We start from the raw sequence: 25,511 nt of genomic DNA on the forward strand, positions 1-25,511 counted from the left end.
ATTGATACGAACTGACCACCAAGCGCTCGGATTGAGGGAGACACTGACTGGCCTGCGGCCGGGTTGGTGGAAACCGGGATAGGATTTGCTAACGTTTGCTCATGGCTCAATGCTGTCGAACGCTTCTATGCCAAGCTCACCCGACGGCGGTTGAAAAACGGCATATTCCACTCCGTCGTCGATCTGCAGGACGCCATCAACTGTTTTATCTCGGAACAACACCTATGACCCGCACCCCTTCGTCTAGAAAGCCGATTCCGATCAAACATCGCCGCCGTCAGGCGCGGACACCAAACGTTGCAAGTAATCCGTTCTCATGTTCGCCACTCCGAGGAAAAGGTACGAGGGTCTTCCAATACAATTTGCCGGATGTCCTTTTTGGAGAGCTTGCCGGTGGCGGTGTGCGGCAGTTCGTCAACGATGATAAGATCATCCGGCACGCACCACTTGGAGGTCTTGCCCTTGTAATGGGCACGCATTTCGGCACGGCTAAATTCGGCACCGGGCTTCAGCACTGCCACCAGCACCGGGCGCTCTCCCCAACGGGTGTCCGGCCGGGCGACGATGGCCGCCTCCTTTATGGCTGGGTGAGCTTGGGCGATGTTTTCCAGATCGATTGAGGAGATCCACTCGCCACCGGATTTCACAACGTCCTTGGTGCGGTCGACAATCTGGATGAAACCGTCCTTGTCTATGGTCACCACGTCGCCGGTGTCGAACCAGCCTGGATACTGCTCGTGGGCGGAGCCAGCGGCGGCGTTGAAATAGGCCGCGGCCACCCACGGTCCACGCACCAGCATCGAGCCGAAGCTCCTGCCATCGTGCGTCACCTCGCGCCCTTCGCCGCCGACCACACGGAACTCCATGCCGAACACCGGCCGGCCCTGCTTGCATTCCAGCGCCAAACGATCCTCTGCGGGCAGGAGACGGTGCTTGGGCTTCAGCGCCGCGGAAAGGCCCAGAGGGCTGGTCTCCGTCATGCCCCAGGCCTGTCGCACCTCCACCCCCTTGTGGTGAAATCGACTGATCATGATGGCTGGTACCGCCGACCCGCCGATGATCACCCGCTTGAGAGAGGTAAACTCTTTGGCGTGGCCGTCCATCCAATCCAAGAGGCCGAGCCACACGGTGGGCACGCCGGCGGTGGACGAGACGCCCTCCGCCTCGAACAATGCGTACAGGCTCGCCCCGTCGAGCCGCGCGCCGGGCAGTACCAGCTTGGCGCCCACCATGGGCACTGCAAAGGGCAGGCCCCATGCATTTACATGGAACATGGGGACGATGGGGCACACCACGTCATTGGCAGAGAGCCCCAGCGCATCCGGCGCAGTGATGGCCATAGCGTGCAGCACGCTGGAGCGGTGGGAATAGAGCACGCCCTTGGGGTCACCCGTGGTGCCCGAGGTGTAGCACAGGCCGGAGGCAGTGTTCTCGTCGAAGCTTGGCCAGTCGAAGCTGTCCTGCTCGCCGTCGATGAGGGTCTCGTAGCACTTCAGGTCTGGCAGCTTCTGCGCGAGGATGTCGGATTCAGGCATGTGCGCTGTGTCTGTCATCGCCACCACCGCCTTCAGGCCATTCAACTGGTCCGCCAGTTCCTCGATGACGGGCAGGAAGGTGAGGTCGAAGAACAGCACGCTGTCACCAGCATGCTCGATGATGTAGGCTATCTGCTCGCGGAATAGCCGTGGGTTGATGGTGTGGCACACGAAGCCGGACCCGGACACGCTGTAATACAGTTCCATGTGCCGATAGTCGTTCCACGCCAGCGTGCCGACGCGGTCTCCGGTCTCCAGACCCATGCGCGCGAGCGCACTCGCGAGCTGTCGGCTGCGCCGGGCGAGGTCCGCGTAGGTGTAGCGGTGGAGGCCGCCTTCCATCGTGGCGGATACGACTTCGGCGTCACCGTGATACGCCTCAGCATGCCTCAGTATCCCTGACACCAGCAGCGGCACGTCCATCATGGTTCCGAGCATTGTTTCCCTCCGATTATTTGGTGCTTGTGCGTGGGTTCCGGGCGTCGGTCGTCTCGGCCAGATCTTCAAAAGGCGTCGGCGTCGAGCGCCATGAGCGAGGACGCGCCGCTGGCGAGTGCGGCTTCCAGGCCGAGCGTCTGCGGCAGCATGCGCTCTACGAAGAAGCGGGCAAGGGCGGTCTTGCGCACTTCCACAGCCGTCGCCTCGTCCAGGGCCGGCACGGCGGCGGCCATGCGCACCCACATCCAGCCGAAGGAGACGAGAGCGAACAGGCGCAGATAGTCAGTGGCCGCCGCACCCAGTTCCGCTCCACCGCCACTCCCGGCGAGGCGCTGCGTCACCCGCTCCAGCCGCGCCAGGGCTTGCGCCACGGGCGCCACCAGCCCTTCACCGGCGGTTGGCAGCGCGGCGTCGAGTTCTGCGCGGATCAGGGCGAAGAAGCGTTGGGTCAGCGTGCCGCCGTCGAGGGCGAGCTTGCGTCCCACGAGGTCCATGGCCTGAACGCCATTGGTGCCTTCGTAGATCTGGGCGATGCGGGCATCGCGCACATACTGCTCCATTCCCCATTCGCGGATGTAGCCGTGCCCCCCCAGCACCTGCTGGGAGGCCACCGCGGTCTCGAAGCCGAAATCGGTGAAGGCGGCCTTTACCACCGGCGTCATGAGCGCCACGAGGAGGTCAGCCTCCTTTCGCACTGCGGCATCCGTATGGCGGTCGGCGATATCCATCTGCAGCGCCGTCCATATCGCGAGGGCGCGCGCGCCTTCGGCGAAGGCGCGCCCCGACAGCAGCATCTTGCGCACGTCGGGATGGTCGATAATTGCCACTGGGCCTGGCGTGCCGTCGCTGCCGCCGCCCTGCAGGCGCTCCTTGGCATAGGCGACGGCCTTCTGATTGGCTGCTTCGGCGATGCCGAGGCCCTGGATGCCGACGAACAGCCGTTCCGCGTTCATCATAGTGAACATGGCATTCAGTCCGCGGCCCGGCTGTCCCACCAGCCAGCCGGTAGCGCCATCATAGTTCATCAAACAGGTGGGCTGCGCATGAATGCCCATCTTGCGCTCCAGTGCACCGACGCTCATGGAATTGCGTGCACCAAGGCTGCCGTCGGCATTCACCAGGAATTTCGGGGCGAGGAACAGGCTGATGCCTTTCACGCCCTTGGGCGCGTCCGGCAGGCGGGCAAGCACCAGATGGACGATGTTGCCGCCGAAATCCTGATCGCCGGAGGAAATGAAAATCTTCGTGCCGGTGATAGCGAAGGAGCCGTCAGCGTTCGGCACGGCCCGGGTCGAAAGCAAGCCAAGGTCGGTTCCGGCGGAGGACTCCGTCAGCGCCATGGCGCCAGTCCACTCGCCGGAGATCATCTTCGGCAGGAAGGCTGCCTTCAATTCCGCTGAAGCATGATGGCCGATGGCTTCTGCCGCCCCGCGGGTGAGGCCGGGAAACAGTCCGAAGGACAGGTTGGCCGAGGACAATATCTCGTCGAGCAGAATCTGTAGCACCCGCGGCAGACCCTGGCCACCATAGGCAGGGTCGCCCGAGAGCGAGCACCAGCCAGCCTCCGCGAAAGCGAGGTAAGCGGCAGCAACGCCGCTGGGGGTGGTGACGACACCGTTTTCGAGCGTGCAGCCCTCCTCGTCACCTGGGCGGTTCAGCGGCTCCAGTACACTGGTTGCGAACTTGCCAGCCTCCTCCATAATAGTGACGGCGAGCTCTGTATTCACCTCCTCATAGCCAGGTAGGCTGGCCATGATCGCGTCGAAGCCGAACACCCGCCGCAGCAGGAAGGAGATATCCGCGACGGGAGCGGTATAAATAGTCATAGTATCATTCTCGGAAGATCAGTTTCGCAGGGGCTTGCCGGGGCGAGCACAAATCAAATCTTAAAGGTGACGGCCTGTGCCTCCTCACCCAGACCATTGACAACCCCCTTAGATCGACTAGGCAACAATTCCACCATCGTCATTTTACTCCGTCATATGTTGAATGACCTGCGGGATACGCAATGGGCGGTGCATCATTAGGGTCAACATATAGTTTTCCATGCGATGTATTCGAATATATATTCAAAAACGAAGGGTAACCCCAACGCTCGTCAGAATGGGATCGATGTCGAGCCGGGTCAGCGCGGGCGCTCCACCTAGCGAACCTGACGCGTGCGTGGAGAATGGAACATACCGAACGTCAGCGTTCAGCATCCATGATTTATTGAGTTCGTACCGAACGCCCAATTGCCCAGTCGGCGCCCAACTGTCGCGGATGTTGAAATCGCTCAATGCTCCGTCGTGCTTGTTGAAGAACAGGACACGGCCGACGCCTACTCCCACATAGGGATGAAGCTTGCCCTGGCTATTGAAATGATACTGAGCCGAAAGGATTACTGGTCCATAATGGACCTTGGCCAGTGTCCCGAGCGGTCCGATGCTGCCGGTGCCGTCGATTTCGGCAGGTGCGGGCACCCCCAAAAACACATTGGCGGCGATGTTCGGCGTAAAAAAATACCCGACGTCCAGAGTCGGCGTAGTCGCGTTTCCAATTCGCACGTTAGAGCCGGGTAGAGGTGCGCCCGCCAGAGTGATGTTCGGGGCGTTCTCATCCACAAAAACCTCGGTCGCATTCACAGTGACAGCCCATCGCTTCAGTTTCGGCGAGTCCTGCGCGGAAGCGGGCGTGGCAAGAACGGCACTCAGTAGGAACAATGCTCCGGCAAGCGGCAAAGCCGTTGGATCCGCAGGCTTACGAATGAAGGTCATGTTATTCTCCTCTCCTTGTGATGCGCCGCCACTGCAGGACGTCGTCTGTAATTTGTCGGCCAGATCAGCCGTCGGAATGCCCGTTCATCCGACCTGACTTCGCTGCCTGGCACCTAGCGATACGGTGGAGGATGATCCCTCCTCCGTGCCCGCCATGAGCCTTGTTTTCCCGAGAATGAGTTCGGCGGCCCGTTCCGCGATCATCATCGTTGGCGCGTTGGTGTTCCCGGCGACGAGGGTGGGCATGATGGAGGCATCGACGACACGAAGGCCCTCCACCCCGCGGACGCGCAACGCCGGATCGACGACGGAATGCGGATCTCTTCCCATCCGGCATGTCCCAACCGGGTGGTAGATCGTTTCGGCCCGATGGCGGATGTCCGCTATGACGTCAGCTTCGCTCTCGATTGACGATCCGGGAACCAGCTCGCGTTTCGAAAAGGTCGCTATCGACGGCGCCGACAGGATCTGACGCCCGATCCTTACCGCCCAGACCATCGTCTCGATGTCTTCGGGAGCCGAGAGATAGGCGGGATCGATCAAGGGATCGTCGAGCGGATTCCGGCTCTTTAGCCCGATCCGTCCCCGGCTCTTCGGCAACAGATCGCAGACATGCAACGTGTAGCCATAGCCGAAGGCGATCTGGCGGCCGTGGTCCTTCAGCAGAGTAGGAAGGAAGTGAAACTGCAGGTTCGGGCGACTTTGTGAGGGTGAGCTTTTGACGAATCCGCCGGATTCGGCAACGTTGCTCGTCAGAAACCCCCGCCTCTGGAACACATAGGATAATGCGCCAGCCAGCGCTCGCGGGATGAATGATGGGGCAACCCCGATCGGCGTGCGATCGCTCGCCTCGTGCATGATCGTGATGTCGAGATGATCTTGCAGGTTTTTTCCAACCGCCGGCAGATCGACGACGACCGGAATGCCGAACACCCCTAATTCTGCCGCGTCGCCGATGCCGGAAAGCATCAGCAACTGTGGTGAATTGATCGCACCGCCCGACAGAATGACCTCGCCCCTGGTGCGCAGGTCGGTGAGCTTGTCACCCGACGCATAGGTCACCCCGACAGCTTTGCGCCCTTCCAGAATGATCCGCGTTGCCCGCGCTCCGGTTACTATTCGGAGATTAGGCCGCCCTTTTGCGCCTGACAGAAAGGCTCGGGCGGAACTCCAACGCCGCCCTTTGCGTTGCGTAACCTGGTAGAAGCCGATCCCATCCTGCGTGTCGCCATTGAAATCGGCGTTGTGCGAATACTGCGCTTCTTGCCCAGCCTCCACGAATGCTTCGCTCAGCCGGTTGACGGTCCGAAGATCGCTGACATGAAGCTCGCCATAACCGCCGTGGTGCGCGTCGGATCCGAATCGCTCGTTCGCCTCCATCGCCTTGAACAACGGAAGGACATTATCGAAGGACCAGATTGGGTCGGCCGCCTCTCCCCAGGCGTCATAGTCCTCGCGATGACCACGGATATAGACCATTGCATTGATCGAGCTTGAGCCGCCGAGTGTCTTTCCACGCGGCCAGAACAGTCTCCGGTTGCCGAGGTTGGGCTGCGGCTCAGTCTCGTAGGCCCAGTTGAGCGTCTTGCTCTTGGAAAGAAGCGCGATCCCGATGGGCATGTGGATCAGCGGGCTGCGGTCCGGCGGCCCCGCTTCGAGCAGACAGACCTTTATGTCAGGGTTTGCCGACAAGCGCTCTGCTAGCAAACAACCAGCGGATCCCCCACCCACTATGATATAATCAAACATCCATGTCTCCGATCTGTAGTGCCAAGACCACTCTCTGTCTGGGCGCTCAGCCTAGAATGCGAACCGTAATATCGATCAATCGCTTCACGGCGGGCGTGTAGGGCGGAAACAGAAGCCGCAAAACAGAGAACCTGTCCCTCAACACTGCGCGTTCGTGCGAGAATGCCTTGAAGCCGTGGAAGCCATGCGCGCTTCCGATACCGCTGTTGTTGACCCCTCCGAACGGCAGATTGGGGTGCAGGTACTGGACGACGTTCTGGTTGATACAAACACCGCCGGAACTGGTCCTTTCGATGATTGATTCCCAAGCTGGGGCATGCTTGCTGAAGATATAAAGAGCGAGCGGCTTGGGGCCGGTGTTGATTGTATCGATAACGCGGCTGATATCGTCATATTCGATCACTGGCAGAATCGGCCCGAAAATTTCTTCCCGCGAAATTGCCATTTCGGGGTCGGTCCCCCCGATCAGCGTTGGCGAGAGATATTTCTGATCCGGATCGCGGACCCCGCCTTCGAGGACCAGCGCGCCACGCGAGGTTGCATCGTCTAGCAGCGCGCTGAGGCGATCGAAATGCCGAGAATTTACGATCCGCCCGTAATCCGCACCGCATTTCTGATCGCGCTCCGTCTCCCCGTATACGCCCCGGATTTCGCGGCGGAGGGCATCGACCAGGGGCTTCGCCTGATCGCGTGCGACATAGATGTGGTCGGGTGCGATGCAGGTTTGGCCATTGTTGGAGAACTTCCCCCAGACAATCTTGCGCGCTGCATCGTCGATATCGGCTGTCGAATCGACGATCGTTGGGGATTTGCCGCCGAGTTCGAGTGTCACCGAGGTCAGGTGCTTTGCGGCTGCCGCCATCACGATCTTGCCGACCTGTGGGCTACCGGTGAAGAAAATGTGGTCGAAAGGCAGGTCGAGCAGTGCCTGCGAGACCGAGGCGTCGCCCTCGCAGACGGCAACCCGATTCGCCGGGAAGGTTTCCTCCACGATCTGCCGGATGACGGCTGATGTCGCCGGCGTCAGCTCGGACGGCTTGAGCATGACCGTATTACCGGCGGCCAAGGCGGATACCAACGGTCCAAAGGTCAGATTGACCGGATAGTTCCAGGGCGCGATGATCAGACACACGCCTCTGGGTTGGTAGCGAACCTGCGCGGTCGTGCCGAACATGCCGAGCGAGCCTCGAACGCTGTGCGGCTTCGACCAGGACTTCAGGTTCCGCCGGGCGTGGGATATCTCCTGATAGACCGGGAAGAGTTCGGTCAGCCGCACCTCAGGTTCCGGCTTCCTGAAATCAGCATCTAGCGCCCTGATGATGTCGCCTTCGCGCCGCTTGATCGCATTCTTCAGCCGCGTCAGGCTATCCAGGCGTTCCTGCAGGCCGAACCGCGCTCTGTCCCGTTCGGCTGCCTCGCGTTGACAGGCAAAAAGGGACTGAACCTCCTTCATGCCGCCGCCCGAGTCGGAAATGGCGCGCGTGAATGCTTGGATATTCATGGAGTTCCCCTCAAGCTGACGCAGCGACCAGAGCCACAGCGCGGCACCCGGCGCCCATCAGAAGTCGAGACGCTCATAATCTTCTTTCGTCGCGCCGCAGTCAGGGCAGTACCAATCCGCAGGTACATCGGACCATCGGGTTCCAGGCGGCAGACCTGTCGCCGGGTCGCCGACCGCCTCGTCATAGATGTGACCGCAGGTCACGCAGTGCCATTTCGCGAACGGTTCGGCGTCTGTTGAAGCCTCGATCGCCGTCGCACTCGCGCCCTGCGCCAGCAGAGGGATGAAGTCCGCCTTGTCGCGAACGGCGCAGTCAGGGCATGCCCAATCGTCGGGAATTTGCGCCCATGTCGTGTTGGGTGCAAAGCCCTCATGTGGGTTGCCCTTGGCTTCGTCGTAGATGTAGCCGCAGTCTGGGCATTTATATTCGGTCATCGCGCTGCTTTCTTCCTGCGTTAAGCGGTGGACGAATTCCGGAGAAAAGGCGACGCCGCCTGGGGCGCCGTCGCCAGGTCTTGCATCCAGCATCGCTACTGGGAGGAACGTCCGACCTTCTGAAGGGCGATCGAGTCGAGTCAGATCGCCTGCGGTATGAACTTATGTTACGGGAAGCCGGCTACCCTGCGATGCACCGTATTTGCGGGCGATTCGCTTTCTGCGCGCCGGATCAATCTGGATCTTGTCGATATCGCCATTGGCCCATTTGACAACGCGAGGATCCATTACTGACCGGAATATCGGCGGGATCATCGCCATGAAGAACATGCCCGGATATCCCGTGGGCAGTTCCGGCAGGCCCTTGAAGTCGCGCAGCGACTGATAGCTGCGCGTCGGATGAGCATGGTGATCGGAGTGCCGCTGAAGGTGGAAGAGGATGAGATTCGACGCGATGTGATTGCTGTTCCACGAGTGACGCGGCTGAGCGCGCTCGTACCGTCCGTCCGCCATCTTCTGGCGCAGCAGTCCGTAATGCTCGATATAGTTCGCGCTGGTGAGCTGCCACCAGCCGAAGGCGACCTGAATGGGCAGGAACACCAGCAACTTCGGATTGGGACCGAGAGCCAGAACAAGCGCGGTGTAGACTGCCAAGGTAATCATTAGCGGGGGGATGATCTCATTGTCGAGGCTCCAGACACCCTTTCCGACACGTTCCAGCCGCACTTTTTCAAGATTCCACGCGCGCAGGAACGCGCCCGGAATTTCGCGGAGCGAAAATTTGTAAATGCTCTCGCCCATGCGAGAAGTGGCGGGGTCTTCGGGAGTCGCTACGTCGCGATGATGGCCCTTGTTGTGCTCGATGAAGAAGTGCCCATAGCCAACCACGGCGAGAACGATCTTGGCCATCCAGCGGTCGAAGGGTTCCTTCTTGTGCCCGAGTTCGTGGCCAGTATTCAGCGCCAGCCCGTTGACGATCCCCAGGGAGAAAGCGAGAGCCACTACCTCCCACCACGCGATCGGCTGCGTCGTGATCCACCATGCACAGCCGATCAGCGAAGCATAGTGCACCGGAACGGTAAGCCAAGTGAGAACTCGATAATAGCGGTCTGCCTCGAGGCGGGCAACTGCCGCTTCGGGAGGATTGTTCGGATCCTTGCCGAAGAGGACGTCGAAGACCGGGATTGCGCCGTACCAGACGAACAGAGTGAATGCGTAGAAGATGCTCCATCCCGTCAGGTGGACGAGATAAAGCCCGATTAGCGGTGCTGCCGGCCAAACGACCGACAATACCCAAAGATAACGCTTCCTGTCGACATAGCGATCAGGCGCGCCGTCACTCAAAATGGTTGTGCTCATGGACATTTCCTCTCGATGCGCACGCACTTCCTGCGTCTCTAACTTTGGGCAAGTCGTGCCGCTTTGTATTCTTGGCTACTTCATCTCGTGGAACAACCCAACTAAAGTGGGGTTTTATCCCTATCCGAATTTTCTATCGAATGAGCCTGAAGATCAGAATGATCGCCCTGCCGGTCAAACCACAGCGTTTCAGGAGAGAGCATCTATGGGCCGAGCGGATGAACATGTCGTGATTCTGGGGGCGGGCCACGCGGGCGGAACGGCGGCAGCCATCCTTCGCCAGCTTGGATTCGAGGGGCTGATAACGCTCGTTGGTGAAGAATCCCTCCTTCCCTACCATCGTCCGCCGCTTTCCAAGGCTTCGCTCCGGGCCGAACCGGGTAAAGCTCCGACACTCCTGAAACCGGCCGGGTTCTACGAAGCATCCCAGATCGGCCTGCGCCTGGGTATTCGGGCGGACAAGCTGGAACGCCAATCCAGGACGGTGACACTCTCGACCGGCGAGGTTCTGCAATATGACTATCTCATCATCGCGACGGGCGCTCGCCCGATCAAGCTGCAGGTAGAGGGGTCGGACCTAGACGGGGTTATGGAATTGAGAACGGCGGGCGACGCGGAACGACTCAAAAACGCCCTGCGAGCCGGCCGGCGCCTTGCCATAGTCGGCGGCGGCTACATCGGCCTGGAGGTGGCCGCGTCCGCACGAGCGCTTGAAGCGGAAGTAACGGTGATTGAGCGCGACCTGCGGCTGCTCGCCCGCGTAGCCTGCCCAGAACTTTCCACCTTCTTTCACGAATACCATGCGAAACAGGGCGTCCACTTCGAACTGGGTGTCACCGTGTCGGGGTTCGAAGGTCATGATGGGCGTGTAAGCGGTGTGCGTCTCGACGATGGTCGAACGATCGCGTGCGATGCCGTCCTCGTCGGCGTCGGCGCCGTTCCCAATGATGAAATCGCGCGGGATGCCGGGCTGAATACAGGCGCCGGCATTTTCGTCGATCTTGAAGCGCGCACATCCGATCCCGCCATCTTCGCCATCGGCGACGTCGCCCGTCGCCCCATCCCCCACTACGCCCACGTCGCTCGTCTCGAGAGCGTGCCCAATGCACTCGAACAAGCCAGACAGGCCGCCAACGCCATTGTCGGCGGCCCCTCGTCGACCCACGAAGTCCCCTGGCAGTGGTCCGACCAATATGACATGAAACTGCAGATCGCCGGCCAGGCGACCGATGTCGACAATGTCCTTCTGCGAGGCACCCCGTGTGCCGCAGGCTTTGCGATTTTCCATTTGAAGGGCGATCGGATCCAGTGCGTCGAAGCGATCAATTCGCCACAGGATTTCCTGGTTGGTAAGCAATTCATCAGCGCGCGCACGAATATCGACCCTAGCAAGCTGAGCAATCCCGCCATCCCTTTGAAGGAGGCCGTCATCTGACCCGCCTTGCACATCGCCGGCGGAGGCGTTGCGGGGGAATGGTCACCAGCGTTCCGGCTGGGTTTGGCAGGAATGACAATCTCTGTAATATAGGAGTTCGGTTGTGCCGCTGAGAGCCGACGGAAAAGGCAGGCTAGAGCAGGAGAGGAAGTTCGACGATCATGGATGGTGTCAATGAACGGGTAGCGAGGCTCGCGTCTGGATGCCTTCCGCGCCCGCGCCTGTTCATGGCTGATGAAGCTAGACGCCGCCACCTCCTTCGCGCGCCTTCTGGCTATGGAAAGAGTGTCGCGATGGCCCAGTTCTGGGCCAATCGCCGTCAAGGCGGGGCCTATGTGGCCTGGACGTCCGCCAAGGAATGCGATTATAATCCCCGTCTGCTCGCAGAGCGCATCCATGCGCAGATAGTCGCAGCATACCGCGCCACCGGGAATGACCCTCCACCGCTTCCGGGCGCCGTTCCTCAGACGCTCCACGCTCTCGCCGCCTGGTTGCAGGAACTCATTGATCAAACGAAATCGATTATTCTCCTCTGTTTTGACGACATCGGGTTTCATCCGGATTTGACGGACGAGATCGAGGACTTCATGCTGACTGCGCCGGCTGACGTCGAGATCGTGGCAGCAACGACTGCGGGCATCGGCTTTGCGCGCATCGCCGCCCGGCGACAGCTCCGGGAAGTCGGGACGGATGCGCTCGCCTTCTCGCTTGTCGAAGCGAATGCAGTCGCGCGTGGCGAGCCCGGAATTCTCATCTCGGAACCGGACATCCATTTGCTCTGGAAACGAACACTAGGCTGGGCGGAACCACTATGCCTTTTGTTACAGGCCGCTTCAACGAATCATGCAACTGCGGGACGTCTGGTCGTCGATCGTGTTACCGGTCGCGATAGCGATCTGGATCGATATTTTCGCAGCGCCATACTCGCCAGTCTCCCGAGTGATGTGCGGGAGTTCTGCATCCGCGCCTCGATCCTTGGGGTGATCTCCGCCGACTACTTCAACCATGTTTTCAACAGGGGCGATGGGGCCTACTTCATCGAAAAGCTCTCCGCCGAACGCATGCTGCTTACCCCACAGGACCGAACACAGTTATGTTATGAATTTCACCCGCTGCTCCGCGAATTTCTCGAGCACAGGTTTGCGGTAGAGCTTCACGGCCTGAAATCGGAACTGTTCGCCCGGGCTGCTCAATGGCAGCGGGCAAGCGGTCATAGTCGCGAAAGTATCAGCCTCTATCTGCGAGCGGGCGATTTGGACGCTGCGGCCGAGGTCGCGACAACGAGCATGATAGACATCGCGTTGCGCCAAGGCGAGGTGGATCAGATCCAGTTATGGCGGCGCAGCTTCTCCGAGGCTGTCTCTGACCCAACGATCATTGTCGGATCGGCCTGGGCGCAGATTTTCAGTCACGACCAGAAACAGGCGGCCGCGCTGCTGACGGAACTTCGCGCCCTCAGCGCCGGCCTTTCCGACGAAACGGCCCGGCGGCGGACGAAGTGGTGGTGCGATCTCGTCGCCGCGATCGGCGAAGCAACCGCGGACAATCTTGCCGAAAGCAGACGGCAATGCGAGTTATGGATAAAGTTGAATGGTGATGCTGATCTCGTCTCCAGGGGGGCAATCCTCACATGCCTGTGTTTTATTGCGGCCAGCGAACGGCGGTTTGACGACCTGGAAAAATTGAGTATTGAAGCATCCGCCGTCAACATCGTCGCCGACCATCGGTATGCGCTCGGCTGGCTTCACAGCGCGATAATCTACAGCGACATTTCGCGGGGCAATATGCAAGGCGCCGCCGAGCGCCTTAGATGTGCGCGAAACGACAACATAGCCCAGATCAATGCCACACCGTTCTCTGCCAATCTCCTGGAAATACTGGAGCTTGAACTACGATACGAGACGAACCAACTTGACGGTATCGCTTCGCGGGTTGATAATATTCTGGATTTCGTACGTCAACACGGCGTGGTCGATTTCCTCTTTTCGGCCTTTCGTACTGCGGCAGCCATCGCCAATCGCGAAGGCGACCGGAGAGTCGCCAGCGAACTCCTTTGGGAAGCGCGCCTGATCGCAAGGGAATGCACCTTCCCGCGTCTTGATGTGCTCGCGCGTCTTGCCCTGGCCAATCTACTGGTCCTGGATGGCCCCGACGAGGCCATTGCGATCTTGCCGGCGCAAAGCGAGCCTGTTTTTCAGACATCACACGGCCCATGTTTACGCGCCATGAGGTCGCTCGCGGAAGCTCGTATCGCAGCGCGAAAAGGGAAGCATCATCTGTCGAGCCGGTTAGCGAGCGCCACGTTGGATCACGCGCGTCGCAGCCAATCGAACAGGCTGGAAATTTCAGCTCTGATGTGCCTCGCAGGCGCCAATGCGGCAACAGAAAGGTTGGCGGTTGCCGAGCAACGCGTAGCGGATGCCATCGATATCGCCGCACGAAAGGGATGTTTTCGAACGTTGCTTGACGAGCGTCAATATCTGGAATTTTTAGGACCAAGCTCGATACCGCTGCTCGATCTCCTGCCAGGCGATCAGGATTTTGGCAGCCACCGCATCGAGTTAAATGATTATCCTGCCTTCACATCAAAAGAAATCAAAAATGCTATCCTTACGAGAAAGGAATTGGCAATTCTCCAGAAGATCAAAGAAGGTCTTTCAAATCGCGAGATCGCCCTAAAACACAGAATTAGCGAAGACACAGTTAAATGGCATGTCCACAACATATTTTCCAAGTTTGGAGTTAAAAATCGCGTCCAGGCGATATTATTAGCAGATAGTATGAAACTTTTTCACAAATGAACATTTCTATTCAACGCTCGCCAATTGGCTGACGGATGATTCAATCGCTCCGTATCATGGTATCGAATGATGCGGCAATCGGGGCTTTTCGGCTTATCGGACCACAAGATGATGTTGTCGGCGGATGGCGATTCGCTGGAAGTGCTGGCGCGGGTTGTTGATTTCGAGGCGTTTCGCGCGACGGTGGTTTCCGCGCTGAATTATTCGGATAGGCCCCTGTGCATTATTCGGACACAGATACACAGTTGCAGTTTTGTGTGCAGCGGCAGGTGGCTTTCGGCATCGAGGTCGAGGCGGTCGGACCAGATGACGTGCGCCCCTGATTGTTACCATTCAGAGGTAGAGTCCGGCTCCTTCTACACTACTGCCCAACCTTGGACCGTTCCGGTCTAGAGTTTTCCGCCTTGCTGATCCTACACCATTCTCAGGACCACCCGGGGTTAGAGTTTCCCGGCCTTGATCACGGTGACGGGCTGGGTGCGCCACCGGGATTTACCAGCGTGATCGGGGGCTTGTTGCCGATGGAACCATGCGGCCGATCCTCGTTGTAGTATCTGCGCCACTCCTCCAACTTTTCGCGGGCATCTGCAAACGTCAGGAACCAGTGTGTGTTCAGGCACTCCGCCCGGAACCGCCCGTTGAACGCTTCGATGTAGGCATTGTCTGTCGGCTTGCCGGGCCGGGAGAAGTCCAGCGTGACGTCGTTGGCATAGGCCCACAGGTCCAGGTCGCGGCTGATGAACTCGGAGCCCTGGTCGACCCGGATCGTCTTCGGATAGCCAACCATGGCGCAGGTCACCTCGAGGGTCTGGACGACGTCTTTGCCACGTTAGCTGAAGCGCTGACGTGATGTGGTGGACGACCTCCGTCAGTACGCGGATCTTGCGGCCTGTCGCCAACTGGTCATGGACGAATCCATGCCCCACACACCATTCTCGCGGGAGGCCGCGCAGTGGTCTTCCCTCAGCTTCGCCTTCACCCTTCGCTTGGGCGTCTTGTTACGCAGTTGGAGGCCCAACTCGTTGTAAATCCTGTGCGTTAGCTTCATTTTGATCTCCCAGCCTTCATGGCGAAGAAGAACGTGCACCCGCCGGTAGCCGTAGCGGGCGCGGGTCTCGCAAATCTCACGGATGCGGGCTTCAATGCCGGCCTGCTCGCGGCGGCGGGATTTGCAGTGGTAGGTTGAGGTGTCCATCTCCAGAACCTGGCAAGCCCGGCGGTTCGACACGCCCCAATCACTGCGAACCCCGTTCACCAGCTCGCGTTTACGAGCAGGCCTCACAGTTGTCGGCGAATGACATCCTGCAGCATCTCCTTGTCCAGGGACAGGTCCGCCACGAGCTTGCGCAGCTTCGCATTTTCGTCCTCGAACTGCTTCAGTCGACGCATATCCGGCGGCAGCATGCCGTCATACTTCTTCTTCCAGTTGAAGCAGGTCGCCTGGCTGATCCCGGCCCTGCGGCAGATGTCTGCCACCGGAACGCCATCCGCGCCCTGTTTCAGAATGAACGCCTTCTACGCGTTTGAGAATCTGGATGCCTTCATCATCCTTCGCTCCTCCCAGCCAGGGGAGACTACGGCGAAAAACTCTAACTCAAAATGATCCAGCTTTTCGGGATCAGATCAAAATGCGCTCCATGCTCTCCAGGATGTTAGCCAATATCAGTGATCTCGACCCCGACCGAAGTCGGTTTGAGCGTGCGACAATGCCAACTACATATTGTATGCCCCGCGACCGCTGGCGACCAGTGTTCCGGCTTCATCGTGAATGCGTACGTCGGCCACGCTTAACGATCTTCCGGCCTTGATCAGGCGCCCTTCGGCAAGGAGCGTCTGGCGGCTCGCCGCCCGGTGGTAATCAACCCTCAGATCGGCGGTGGACTTGGACATGCTTCCTGACGCGAGGACAGTGTAGAAACCTGTCAGATCGATCAGCGAGGCAAGAATTCCGCCGTGCATTGACGGCAGCGTCGGGTTGGAGATCATCTCGTCCCGCCACGGCATTTCGATCAGAATGTGTTCGGCATCCGCTTTGACCATTCGCAGGTTCAGCCACCGGTGAAACGGCGCGACCAACAGTGTGCGGTTAAGATCTTCGAGTGTCACGCGATTGTCTCCGGTTCGGCCTGGCTTTCGAGGAATTCGAGAATTGCCCTGCTGAAGACGTCGTTGTCGTCACCGACGACCATGTGTCCCGCGCCGGAGACATCGGTGAACTGCGCGCCGGGCACCGTCGCGACAAATCGTTTCGCAGCCTCAAGGGAGATCAGGTCGCTCGATCCGCCCCGCACCAGGTGGACCGGTAGCGCGAGGGCGCATGCAGCCGCCTGGGCTTGGGCATAGTCCTGTTCGCGGCGCGCGGCCATGTGATTCAGAAAACCAGGATCCCAATGCCAGCGGTAACGCTGGTCAGCGTCGAGGCGGAGATAGCTCTTCAGACCCTCGCTGGCGCCTCGCTTCTCGCGGTTCGGCATATAGTCTGCGATCGCCTCCGCGGCTTCGTCGTATGACGCGAAGCCGCGCTCCACATGGGCGTTCATGAATCCGACAATTCGCGAAACGCCCTCCGGGTCCATTTCCGGCGTAACATCGACCAGCGTCAGCGACGCAAAGCTGCCCGGCCGCACCGCGCCTTCCGCTACAAGTGCGGCCAATCCGCCAAGCGATGCACCGATCACATGCGGCCGCTGATCCAGCCTGTCGCAGACCGCAAGGATGTCCTTGCCGAAATCGGTAAAGCGGTATTGGTCAGGGGCTGCCCAGTCGCTTTCGCCGTGGCCGCGCATGTCGATCGCCACCGAATGATAACCGTGCTGCGCCAATTGCTGCATCGTCTTGCGCCAGGTTCGCCGGGTCTGCCCCCCGCCATGCGCCAGTAAGACTGGCGGTCGACCAAGGCCATCGCCGACAAGGCTTGCGGCGATGGAGATGCCGCCGCTTCCGTCAAACGTCATGTGCATGGCGTATTGCTCAGTGCTGAAGTTCTGGCAGATGCAGCACCAAGCCATCGAGTTCGGGGACCATCGAAATCTGGCAGGCGAGGCGACTAGTCTCGGTCGTCCCCTCAGCGAACTGGATCAGATCGCTCTCCATGCCGCCTTCTTCCGGCGGCCCGACCCGATCCATCCAGGCCAGGTCGACATGGACATGGCACGTGGCGCAGGCACAGACCCCGCCGCAATCGCCGTCGATCCCCGGCACACTGTTGAATAGGGCGGCTTCACGAGCGCTGAGCCCCTCGTCTATTTCAACCGTTCGACGGGTGCCATCGGCGGAAACAAAAGTCACTTTGATCATTTCGATGTTCCGTATTTCAAGCGAAATCAAGGCTTCAGTGCGCGTGGAGCTTCACCGGCAGCCGGGTGATCCCGCGCACCAGATTCGACAGTAGCCGCTCGGGTTCGCCGACAACTTCGACGAAGCTGTAGCGCTTGAGGATTTCCTCCCAGATGATGCGAAGTTGCAATTCGGCCAGACGGTTGCCCATGCAGCGGTGGATACCGAACCCGAACGAGAGATGGTGGCGCGGATTTTGGCGATCGATGATGAACTCTTCGGCCCGGTCGATCACGGTGTCGTCGCGGTTGCCCGAGAGATACCACATCACCACCTTGTCACCTGTTCTGATCTGCTTCCCGCCAATCTTCACGTCCTCAAGCGCGGTGCGGCGCATATGGGTCAGCGGGGTCTGCCAGCGGATGATCTCGGGGATCATGCTTGAAACGAGCGCCGGATTGTTCCGCAATTTCTGATATTCGCCGGGGTTCTGGTTGAGGGCCAGGACCCCGCCGCTGATCGAATTGCGGGTGGTGTCGTTACCGCCCACGATCAACAGCAACAGATTACCGAGAAATTCCAGGAAGGGCATATCGCGGGTGGCCGGGGAATGCGCCATCATCGAGATCAGGTCGTTGCCGCCGGGCTGGTCGATCCGCTGGTCCCACAGGCCCTTGAAATACATCGCGCACTGGATGAGTTCTTCGCGGCGCTGTTCAAACGATTCAACGATGCCAGTCTCTGGGGACGCGGTGGTGACATCCGACCAACGCGTAAGCTTGGCCCTTTCTTCCCAGGGAAAATCGAAGATCGTCGCAAGCGTCATGGTGGTAAGTTCGACCGAGACCAGCTTGACCCAGTCGATCTCTTCTCCAATGGGCAGCGCATCGAGGATGGCGCCTGCACGTTCGCGGATGACCGGCTCGAGCAGCAGCAAATTGGAAGGTGCGACAACAGGACTTACAGCCTTGCGCTGCTGATCGTGCTTGGGCTGATCCATCGCGATGAACATTTCAAGCTCAAGCGCGCTTTCGTCGCTGTGCATGTCCTGGACTGAGATGCCGCCCAGCTTGGCTTCCGACGAAAAGACCTTGTGGTTGGTATCGACCGCCATGATGTCGTTGAACTTGGTCACCGACCAATAGGGTCCGAACCGGCTCTCTGCGCAATAGTGGACCGGGTCTTCGCGGCGAAGCCGGGAAAAATATTCCCCCACCGTGTCATTTTGGAAGAGGTACGGATTGGCGACATTGATCTCGCCAAGCGGAATGGAATCGACGGTTTGGTTATGGACTGCCGAGGTTGCCATGCATCTGCCCTTTCCTGATGCGTCAGCTGCTAGCCAAATGGATCGCACGAGTCAATAAAGATTATCAGCTTTTACGCCTTTCCCTCAAGCATGAACTGCCTAACGTAGGGGTCAAGGCGAGAGCGTCCGGATTTCTGCTGTATTCAAGCCAATGCCCGATGGATGATTTGAGCCTAGACATCGCAATGAATTAATGCTTATACCCTTTTTATGATTTCGAAATCGAACGCCTCACTAAATCCCGGCACGGTTGCCGCAATCAAGGCCAAGCGCGCATTGCAGGTTGCACAGGCAATCGTTCTGGACATCCAGTCGAATGCACGGGAAATCGGTGACAGGCTGCCTCAAGAGGAAGACATGCTCGCGCGCTACGAGGTGGCGCGCGCGACGTTGCGCGAGGCGCTCAGGTTCCTCGAACTCCAGGGCGTTATTCATCTCCAGCTGGGCAGGGGCGGTGGTCCTGTGGTATCGCGACCGCAAACCCGGGATTTCGCCAGTTCGCTCTCGCTGATCCTGCAATTTATGGACACCGATCTGCGCGCGCTGCTCGAATTGCGCGAAGCAATTGCGCCTGACATGGCGGCGCGGGCGGCAGAGCGAGCGACCAATGCCGATCTGGCCGCGCTTTCTGATTGTTATGCCCAGCTTGAACGTGACAGCGAAACTGCTGCTTTCGAGGAAACCAACCGCCGCTTTCACGACCTGCTGGGCTGGGCCAGCGGCAACCCGACCTTTGGATTGCTCACTTCAGCTCTGCATCTGCTGACCCGCGACATGGCGGTGGAGCTTGGCTATTCCGCACAGGAACGGGCCAACCAGTTGCGCTGCCTGGCCCGCATTCTGAGTGCGGTTCGCCTGTGTGATTCCGACGCCGCCCGCCGCCATATGGAGCGGCTCGTCAAGGGTTCTTCCGAATATCTGGCCGAACGAAGCCCCGAACTTGTGGCGCAAAAGGTGCAGTGGGGAGAGGTGGCTTAGATCGGCCAAACGGGTTTGGATGGAGAGGGCAATGGCACTGAACAGTCGAATTTGCAGAATGCTCGGGATCGAACATCCCATCGTCCTGGCCGGGATGGGCGGAGCAAGTGTCCCCGCCCTGGCGGCCGCCGTGTCGAATGCAGGCGGTCTGGGCGTGCTGGGAGCGGCAGCCTGCTCACCCGAACGCCTGCGCAGCTGGATCCGCGAGACGCGCTCGCTCACCGACAAACCTTTTGGCGTCGATACCTTGCTGCCGGCTTCGGTCCGCCGGGGCAAAGCTCCGGAAACCGGTGCAGCCCCCGCAGATCCGATGGCGGTGTTCGGCGAATACCAGCAGTTCGCTCGCGATTTCATGTCCAGCGAAGGACTGGATGAGGTCGATCCCATCGCAGCGATGCGCGCCGCCGCCGGGGCGGAAAGCGAGGGCGGCCCGCCGCTGTTCTCGAAGGAATTCTTCGAGGCGCAGATGGAAGTGGTGATCGAGGAAAAGGTGCCCGTCTATGCGGCGGGATTGGGCAATCCCGGACCGTGGATGGACCGCCTTCACGCCAACGGCACGATCGTCATGGCAGTGGTGGGCAAAGTCAAACATGCATTGCAGGTTGTAGAGTCGGGGATCGACATGATCGTCGCGCAAGGCCACGATGGCGGCGGGCACAATTCGCCGGTCGGGACGATATCGCTGATCCCCCAGGTGGTCGATGCCGTTGGCGATCGGGTTCCGGTGCTCGGCGCTGGCGGCATCACTGACGGTCGCGGCGTGGCAGCGGCCTTCATGTTGGGTGCGGAAGGGGCTTGGGTAGGAACGGCATTCCTGGCAACTGACGAGGCAGGGATCGAGGATTTCCAGAAGCAGGCCATCGCCGAAGGCGGCGATGGCGACACGGTGGTCAGTCGATCGATTACCGGCAAACCGGCCCGGATGATCGCCAACAAGTGGGCCAATGCCTGGATCGAGGCCGGCAAAGAGCCATTACCCATGCCGTACCAATCGATGGTCGCCGGCCCGGTCATGGCAGCGGCGATCCGCGACAAGCGCATGGATGTGCTTCCCGGTTTTGCGGGACAGGGCATCGGGCTGATCAAGTCGGTCCGGCCCGCGGCCGAGGTGATGCGCGATCTGGTCTCCGATGCCGAAAAGGCCTTGGCCGGGGCCAAGCGATTTGGGTGAAGAGGCCGCGGCAACATGGCTAGCGAGGCGAAGATGCAGGGTCTAGAACTGAAGCGCAGAATCCGACCGGTGGAAGCCTTCTCGGCGATGAAGGTCCTGCTCCGCGACAAGGAAGACACAGCTCAGGTTTTCAGGATCGTCGAGGCCTTGGCCGGAAACAGCTATTATCACCATTTCAGGCGATTTGCGGAATCCGAAGGCGGAAGGCGCATCCTGGCCAGCCGCAGCAATCTGCTCGAACACCTGCGCGACCGCGAACGGCTGGCACGCTGCCCGATCGGAAGCCTGGGGCAGCGGTATCTGGCATTTGTCTATGGCGAAGGGCTGAGCGCCGACGGTCTGGTCGAGGCGAGCAAAGTAGGTGGTGTCCGGTCGTTCGTTGACCCCGATGTTGCCCTTTTCCGCAACCGGATGAGAGATTCGCATGATCTCTATCACATTGTCACCGGCTATGGCCGTGACGGACTGGGCGAAATTTGCGTGCTGACCTTTGGCAACGCCCAATTCTACAATCACGGAATTGCCTTCCTGCTTCTACTTGGGCTGTTCAAATCAAGGCGCGAGCACCCCGAATTGCCGGTATTGGGTCCGATGATCGAAGCCTGGCGGCGTGGTCGCTCCGCCAGGAACTTTTCCGAAATCCAGTGGGAAGAATTTCTGGATCGCCCACTCGAAGAGGTTCGCGCAGCGCTACTTCTGGCTCCCGCGCCCCGATACCGCGCGGCTGAGCCCGAGGCCAAGCGGATCGAGGTCGAATTCCAGGTCCGCCGCGAACTGGCATTGCAACGCGAAAGAAACCTGGAACCGGCATGAGCTTTTCCGACAAAGCAGCTATCACCGGCGTCGGCGAAACCGACTTCGTCAAGGGAACCGAGCGCACTGCCGTTGACATGATGCTGGAAGCATCGCGCAAGGCGATTGCCGATGCCGGCCTGAAACCTTCGGACATCGACGGCATGGTGCCGCCGCCGATCTATACCACCAGCGAGGAGCTGGCCGCTAATCTTGGGATTGAGGTGCTGTGCTATGCTGCGACCGTCCATATGGGCGGCGCCAGCCCGACCACAGCGCTGCAGAACGCGGCGATGGCGATTGCCTCCGGGCTGTGCGATCATGTGCTGGTCACGCTCGGGTGGAACGGGTTTTCGGCACTTCGGCCCAAACCCGGGGCTCCGCCGACCCGGCCGATGAACATGAACACCCTGACCAACACCATCCAGGGCTACTACATTCCCTATGGTGTGTTCCTGCCGGTGCAGATGTATGCCTGGCTGGCGATGCGGCATTCGCGGCTCTACGGGGTAGGCCCGGAAGCGACTGCGGCAATCGCTCTGGCCTGCCGCAAGCACGCCCAGCTCAACCCCAAGGCCTTTACCCATGGCAAACCGCTGGACTGGGACACCTATCATTCGGCGCGGTGGATTTCGGAACCGTTCCGGCTTTACGACTGCTGCCTTGAAACCGATGGCGCCTGTGCGGTGGTGGTATCGCGCCTCGATCTTGCGCGCGACATGCCGCACGTTCCGGTAACGATTGCGGGCGCGGCCGAAGGGCACCCGTACCCTGCCGACGATATTCCATCCCGGCCCGACCCGTTCAGAATCGGCCTGTCCTATGCCGCCCCCAAGGCTTTCGAAATGGCCGGAGTATCGCGCAGCGACATGGATTTTCTCCAGGTTTATGACTGTTTCTCCTATGTCGTTCTGCTCCAGCTCGAAGCGATGGGCTATTGCGAACCGGGCGGCGCGCTCGATTTTGTCAAGGACGGTCAGATCGAGCTTGGCGGGAACTATCCGCTCAACACCCATGGCGGCCTGCTCAGCGAAGCCCACGTCTGGGGGCTCAACCACGTAATCGAGGCGGTCCGCCAGTTGCGCCACGATTGCGGCGAACGCCAGGTTGAAGGCGCCCGGACCGGGCTGGTCACCGGGTGGGGCGATCTGGGCGACGGCAGCATCGCCATCCTGCGGAGGTTCGACTGATGAACGAAGATCTCCCCCCCAAGGCCCGCGCTGCAGTCGCAGCCCCGCCCAAGCCGCTGCCGCGACCGCAGGACCCGGTCGAACAGGAGTTCTGGGACCGCTGTCAGGATGGGCACCTCCATTTCCAGAAGTGCCAGAGCTGTGGTTCGTGGCGGCATCTGCCGCGCTACATGTGCGCGCGCTGCGGATCGCCGGACTTCGCCTGGGAGCAGAGCAGCGGCAAGGGCACAGTGTTTTCGTGGACCGTGGTCCATCAAGCGCTACATCCCGCCTTCGCGGCCGACATTCCCTATATCGCCGCCGTGGTCGAACTCGACGAGGGGGTCCGCATGGCCACCCGTCTGGTCGATTGCCCGATTGACGCTGTCCGTCTCGACCTGCCGGTGACACTCGCGTTCGAGACCATCGGAGAAGACTTCCGCTTGCCCGTCTTCCGGCCGGCCTGAAAGGACGCTGTGCAATGGACCTGAGTTACGGCCCCGAGTATGAGATGTTCCGCGAGGAAGTGCGCGGCTTCATCGCCGCCAATCGTCATCTCGCACCAACGAATGCCGGTCGCGCGGCGCGCCCGTCGAAAGAAGGCGTAGCCTGGCAGAAGCTGCTGATTCAGCACGGCTACACCGCGCGCACGATTCCTCGCGAATACGGCGGGTTCGGGGCCGAACCAGACATACTCAAATCCCGGATCATCGCCGAGGAGTTTGCGCGCGCCGGGGTGCCCGGAGGACTTGCCAACCAGGGCATTTCGATGCTGGTGCCGACCTTGCTCGAGCTTGGCACCGAAGAGCAGAAGCGGCGCTGGATCGAACCGACGCTCGCGGGCGATGTGGTGTGGTGCCAGGGCTATTCCGAACCCGGATCGGGATCGGACCTCGCCAGTCTCAAGACCAGCGCACGGGTCGAAGGCGACGAATTCGTCATCAACGGCCAGAAGATCTGGACCAGCACCGCCAAGGAAGCGGACATGATCTTCTGCCTGGTACGGACCGAAGGGGACGCCGCCAAGCATCAGGGGATCAGCTATCTGATCTTCCCGATGACCACGCCGGGGATCGAAGTCCGCCCGCTCAGGACCATGACCGGCCATGCGGAATTCAACGAAACTTTCTTCACCGACGTGCGCGTGCCAGTCGATCAGATTGTGGGGCAACGCGGGCAAGGCTGGTTCGTCGCCAACGCCACGTTGGGACACGAGCGCGGGATGCTGGGCGATCCCGACGCGCTCGAAAACCGCCTTTTGGCCCTGATCGCGCTGATGAAGGTGGAACAGGTTGACGGTGTCCGGGCGATCGACCTTCCGGCCTTCCGGGATCGGCTCGTTGCTCTCCAGGCGGAAGTCGCGGCGATGAAATACAACGGAATGCGGATCCTCTCGAACCAGATCAAGGGCGAACCGGGCGGCCTGGCCAAGCTGATCGTCAAGCTCCAGGCCTGCGAGCTGGCCCACCAGATTTCCGCTTTGGCGATCGACGCTATGGGCGAATTGGGAATCCTCTACAACGGAAGCGTCCACGAGCGCGAGCACGGCAGCTGGCAATGGAACTACATGTTCCAGCTCGGCCTGATCATCGGCGGGGGGACCGCCCAGATCCAGAAGAACATCATTTCGGAGCGAGGCCTCAACATGCCGCGCGAGCCGCGCCTGGACCTGCCCAAAGGCCCGTCGGCACAGGGAGGGCAGTGATGGACTTCGGACTTTCGCAAGAACAGCAGATGCTGGCGGAAAGCGTGACGCGCCTGTTGCGCGAGCTCTGCCCGCTGGATGAGGTCCGGCACGTCGCCGAAGGCGCAAGCGCAGTCAGCGCGCAAACCCAGGCTGCGCTCGCCGAGATGGGATTGCCCGGGCTGGTTGTGCCAGAGGCTCATGGTGGCCTGGGCATGGGGATGCTCGATGCAGCGGTCGTCGCCGCGGCGCTGGGGGAGGCGGTAGCCCCAGTGCCTTTTGCCGGTCGCAACGTGATGGCGCCGCTCGCCTTTATCGAGGCCGGTACGGAGGCGCAGAAGGCGCAATGGCTGCCTAAGATGGCGTCCGGTGAAGCGCGTTTCGGCGTTGGCGTGCAACAGCTGGTCAGCAACCGTGATGGTTCAGGCCTGCTCTGCACTGATGGAAAGTTGACCGGCGCGGCGCTGTTCGTGCTCGATTGCGAAGGCGCCGATTACTTCCTGGTCGCCGATCAAACCGGGCGGCTGCACATCGTATCGGTGCAGGCAGACGGGTTGCAGCTGATTGACCTCAAGACGATCGACGCGACGCGCTCGGTCGGCGAACTGCGGCTTGCTTCGACCCCGGCGGAAGCTCTGTCCGACGATGGCGGCGCAGCGGCGCGGCGGGTGATTGCGGCGGGGCGGATCTTGCTCGCGGCGGACAGCTTGGGCGCCGCGGATGCGATGATCGCCCAGGCGGTTGCCTATGCCGGGCAGCGCGAACAGTTCGGCCGGGTGATCGGCAGCTTCCAGGCGGTCAAGCACATGTGCGCCGAAATGACCGCGAAGAACGAACCATGCAGGTCGCTGGTGTGGTATGCAGCCCACGCCTTCGATGCGGCGCCGGAAGAGGCGGCCCTGATGGCGTGCCATGCCAAGTCCCACACCGGCGAAGTGGGCCTCTTTGTCGCTCGCACCGCGACCGAGGTGCATGGCGGCATGGGCTTCACCGACCTGTTGGGGCTGCATTACTGGTTCAAGCGGATCGGCTTTGACCGGCAGGTTCTGGGTGGGCCCGAAGCAGTCCGGGAAGAGGCGGCGATATTGCAAGGCTGGACCGCAAGAGCGGCCTGACAGAGCGA

At 60.5% G+C, this 25,511-nt stretch carries 20 protein-coding genes and 2 pseudogenes; 10 read left to right on the top strand and 12 right to left on the bottom strand.

Annotated features, from left to right (window positions below):
• Positions 1–96: 96 nt before the first annotated feature.
• A pseudogene (locus tag OLX02_RS17550) lies at positions 97–309 on the top strand (IS630 family transposase); the annotation flags it as partial.
• 5 nt (positions 310–314) lie between these two features.
• Here the strand turns inward: OLX02_RS17550 and OLX02_RS17555 are convergent.
• The 7 genes from OLX02_RS17555 to OLX02_RS17590 all read right to left on the bottom strand — a co-directional run bounded on the left by OLX02_RS17555 (position 315) and on the right by OLX02_RS17590 (position 9,773).
• Entirely contained in the window at positions 315–1,973 is a 1,659-nt protein-coding gene (locus OLX02_RS17555) for a long-chain-fatty-acid--CoA ligase (protein WP_040110217.1), read from the bottom strand.
• A 65-nt stretch (positions 1,974–2,038) separates the two neighbouring features.
• On the bottom strand, positions 2,039–3,799 hold the full coding sequence (locus tag OLX02_RS17560; protein ID WP_040110216.1) for an acyl-CoA dehydrogenase C-terminal domain-containing protein: 1,761 nt from the start codon (positions 3,797–3,799) through the stop codon (positions 2,039–2,041).
• A 243-nt stretch (positions 3,800–4,042) separates the two neighbouring features.
• Positions 4,043–4,729, bottom strand: a complete 687-nt coding sequence (locus OLX02_RS17565; RefSeq protein WP_052209043.1) for an OmpW/AlkL family protein — start codon at positions 4,727–4,729, stop codon at positions 4,043–4,045.
• 84 nt (positions 4,730–4,813) lie between these two features.
• On the bottom strand, positions 4,814–6,478 hold the full coding sequence (locus OLX02_RS17570; RefSeq protein WP_052209042.1) for a GMC family oxidoreductase: 1,665 nt from the start codon (positions 6,476–6,478) through the stop codon (positions 4,814–4,816).
• Positions 6,479–6,524: 46 nt separating this feature from the next.
• Positions 6,525–7,979, bottom strand: a complete 1,455-nt coding sequence (locus tag OLX02_RS17575) for an aldehyde dehydrogenase family protein (RefSeq protein ID WP_040110215.1) — start codon at positions 7,977–7,979, stop codon at positions 6,525–6,527.
• Between the two features lie 57 nt (positions 7,980–8,036).
• A complete protein-coding gene (locus OLX02_RS20220; protein WP_040110214.1) occupies positions 8,037–8,414 on the bottom strand; it encodes a rubredoxin in 378 nt (125 codons plus the stop codon).
• A gap of 162 nt (positions 8,415–8,576) precedes the next feature.
• A complete protein-coding gene (locus OLX02_RS17590) occupies positions 8,577–9,773 on the bottom strand; it encodes an alkane 1-monooxygenase (RefSeq protein ID WP_202189423.1) in 1,197 nt (398 codons plus the stop codon).
• Between OLX02_RS17590 and OLX02_RS17595 the strand changes: the two genes are divergently transcribed.
• Positions 9,772–11,208 carry an NAD(P)/FAD-dependent oxidoreductase gene (locus OLX02_RS17595; protein WP_202189422.1) on the top strand — a complete coding sequence of 479 codons (1,437 nt, stop codon included), beginning with the start codon at positions 9,772–9,774 and terminating at the stop codon, positions 11,206–11,208. The two genes, OLX02_RS17590 and OLX02_RS17595, sit on opposite strands and share 2 nt — an antisense overlap.
• Before the next feature lie 293 nt (positions 11,209–11,501).
• Positions 11,502–14,009 (top strand): LuxR C-terminal-related transcriptional regulator, encoded by a 2,508-nt coding sequence (locus tag OLX02_RS17600; RefSeq protein ID WP_264424926.1) that lies wholly within the window; start codon positions 11,502–11,504, stop codon positions 14,007–14,009.
• Between the two features lie 460 nt (positions 14,010–14,469).
• Here OLX02_RS17600 and OLX02_RS17605 read toward each other — a convergent pair.
• The 5 genes and pseudogenes from OLX02_RS17605 to OLX02_RS17625 form a co-directional block, all read right to left on the bottom strand.
• Positions 14,470–15,515, bottom strand: a pseudogene (locus OLX02_RS17605) (IS3 family transposase).
• Positions 15,516–15,722: 207 nt separating this feature from the next.
• A complete protein-coding gene (locus OLX02_RS17610) occupies positions 15,723–16,115 on the bottom strand; it encodes a PaaI family thioesterase (RefSeq protein WP_228383948.1) in 393 nt (130 codons plus the stop codon).
• Positions 16,112–16,963, bottom strand: coding sequence for an alpha/beta fold hydrolase (locus OLX02_RS17615; RefSeq protein ID WP_264424930.1), 852 nt, complete (start codon positions 16,961–16,963; stop codon positions 16,112–16,114). Before OLX02_RS17615 ends, OLX02_RS17610 begins: the two co-directional genes overlap by 4 nt.
• A gap of 16 nt (positions 16,964–16,979) precedes the next feature.
• A complete protein-coding gene (locus OLX02_RS17620; RefSeq protein WP_040110207.1) occupies positions 16,980–17,306 on the bottom strand; it encodes a 2Fe-2S iron-sulfur cluster-binding protein in 327 nt (108 codons plus the stop codon).
• A 34-nt stretch (positions 17,307–17,340) separates the two neighbouring features.
• On the bottom strand, positions 17,341–18,594 hold the full coding sequence (locus tag OLX02_RS17625; RefSeq protein WP_066272554.1) for a cytochrome P450: 1,254 nt from the start codon (positions 18,592–18,594) through the stop codon (positions 17,341–17,343).
• Between the two features lie 210 nt (positions 18,595–18,804).
• On the opposite strand from OLX02_RS17625, the gene OLX02_RS17630 reads away from it, so the two are divergent.
• The 7 genes from OLX02_RS17630 to OLX02_RS17660 are packed head-to-tail and all read left to right on the top strand — an operon-like array spanning position 18,805 to position 25,503.
• Positions 18,805–19,572: a FadR/GntR family transcriptional regulator gene (locus OLX02_RS17630; RefSeq protein ID WP_052209041.1), complete on the top strand. Its 768-nt coding sequence runs from the start codon at positions 18,805–18,807 to the stop codon at positions 19,570–19,572.
• Positions 19,454–20,743, top strand: a complete 1,290-nt coding sequence (locus OLX02_RS17635) for an NAD(P)H-dependent flavin oxidoreductase (RefSeq protein ID WP_264424933.1) — start codon at positions 19,454–19,456, stop codon at positions 20,741–20,743. Before OLX02_RS17630 ends, OLX02_RS17635 begins: the two co-directional genes overlap by 119 nt.
• 15 nt (positions 20,744–20,758) lie before the next feature.
• On the top strand, positions 20,759–21,556 hold the full coding sequence (locus OLX02_RS17640) for a ubiquinone biosynthesis protein COQ4 (RefSeq protein WP_231731334.1): 798 nt from the start codon (positions 20,759–20,761) through the stop codon (positions 21,554–21,556).
• A complete protein-coding gene (locus OLX02_RS17645) occupies positions 21,553–22,725 on the top strand; it encodes a thiolase C-terminal domain-containing protein (protein ID WP_264424936.1) in 1,173 nt (390 codons plus the stop codon). Before OLX02_RS17640 ends, OLX02_RS17645 begins: the two co-directional genes overlap by 4 nt.
• A complete protein-coding gene (locus OLX02_RS17650) occupies positions 22,725–23,171 on the top strand; it encodes a Zn-ribbon domain-containing OB-fold protein (protein ID WP_176473672.1) in 447 nt (148 codons plus the stop codon). Before OLX02_RS17645 ends, OLX02_RS17650 begins: the two co-directional genes overlap by 1 nt.
• A 14-nt stretch (positions 23,172–23,185) precedes the next feature.
• Entirely contained in the window at positions 23,186–24,409 is a 1,224-nt protein-coding gene (locus OLX02_RS17655) for an acyl-CoA dehydrogenase family protein (protein ID WP_040110203.1), read from the top strand.
• Positions 24,409–25,503 (top strand): acyl-CoA dehydrogenase family protein, encoded by a 1,095-nt coding sequence (locus OLX02_RS17660; RefSeq protein WP_040110202.1) that lies wholly within the window; start codon positions 24,409–24,411, stop codon positions 25,501–25,503. The genes OLX02_RS17655 and OLX02_RS17660 overlap by 1 nt, the downstream gene beginning before the upstream one ends.
• The last annotated feature ends 8 nt before the right edge of the window (positions 25,504–25,511 follow it).

Origin of the sequence: Novosphingobium sp. KCTC 2891 (assembly GCF_025938155.1) — a bacterium.
Classification (GTDB): domain Bacteria; phylum Pseudomonadota; class Alphaproteobacteria; order Sphingomonadales; family Sphingomonadaceae; genus Novosphingobium.

Coding starts and splice junctions, on each gene's coding strand:
- OLX02_RS17625 (WP_066272554.1), bottom strand. CDS start 18,594: ATGGCAACCTCGGCAGTCCATAACCAAACCGTCGATTCCATTCCGCTT.
- OLX02_RS17615 (WP_264424930.1), bottom strand. CDS start 16,963: ATGACGTTTGACGGAAGCGGCGGCATCTCCATCGCCGCAAGCCTTGTC.
- OLX02_RS17560 (WP_040110216.1), bottom strand. CDS start 3,799: ATGACTATTTATACCGCTCCCGTCGCGGATATCTCCTTCCTGCTGCGG.
- OLX02_RS17595 (WP_202189422.1), top strand. CDS start 9,772: ATGGACATTTCCTCTCGATGCGCACGCACTTCCTGCGTCTCTAACTTT.
- OLX02_RS17650 (WP_176473672.1), top strand. CDS start 22,725: ATGAACGAAGATCTCCCCCCCAAGGCCCGCGCTGCAGTCGCAGCCCCG.
- OLX02_RS17660 (WP_040110202.1), top strand. CDS start 24,409: ATGGACTTCGGACTTTCGCAAGAACAGCAGATGCTGGCGGAAAGCGTG.
- OLX02_RS17620 (WP_040110207.1), bottom strand. CDS start 17,306: ATGATCAAAGTGACTTTTGTTTCCGCCGATGGCACCCGTCGAACGGTT.
- OLX02_RS17630 (WP_052209041.1), top strand. CDS start 18,805: ATGATTTCGAAATCGAACGCCTCACTAAATCCCGGCACGGTTGCCGCA.
- OLX02_RS20220 (WP_040110214.1), bottom strand. CDS start 8,414: ATGACCGAATATAAATGCCCAGACTGCGGCTACATCTACGACGAAGCC.
- OLX02_RS17565 (WP_052209043.1), bottom strand. CDS start 4,729: ATGACCTTCATTCGTAAGCCTGCGGATCCAACGGCTTTGCCGCTTGCC.
- OLX02_RS17645 (WP_264424936.1), top strand. CDS start 21,553: ATGAGCTTTTCCGACAAAGCAGCTATCACCGGCGTCGGCGAAACCGAC.
- OLX02_RS17600 (WP_264424926.1), top strand. CDS start 11,502: ATGGCCCAGTTCTGGGCCAATCGCCGTCAAGGCGGGGCCTATGTGGCC.
- OLX02_RS17590 (WP_202189423.1), bottom strand. CDS start 9,773: ATGAGCACAACCATTTTGAGTGACGGCGCGCCTGATCGCTATGTCGAC.
- OLX02_RS17655 (WP_040110203.1), top strand. CDS start 23,186: ATGGACCTGAGTTACGGCCCCGAGTATGAGATGTTCCGCGAGGAAGTG.
- OLX02_RS17570 (WP_052209042.1), bottom strand. CDS start 6,478: ATGTTTGATTATATCATAGTGGGTGGGGGATCCGCTGGTTGTTTGCTA.
- OLX02_RS17575 (WP_040110215.1), bottom strand. CDS start 7,979: ATGAATATCCAAGCATTCACGCGCGCCATTTCCGACTCGGGCGGCGGC.
- OLX02_RS17555 (WP_040110217.1), bottom strand. CDS start 1,973: ATGCTCGGAACCATGATGGACGTGCCGCTGCTGGTGTCAGGGATACTG.
- OLX02_RS17640 (WP_231731334.1), top strand. CDS start 20,759: ATGGCTAGCGAGGCGAAGATGCAGGGTCTAGAACTGAAGCGCAGAATC.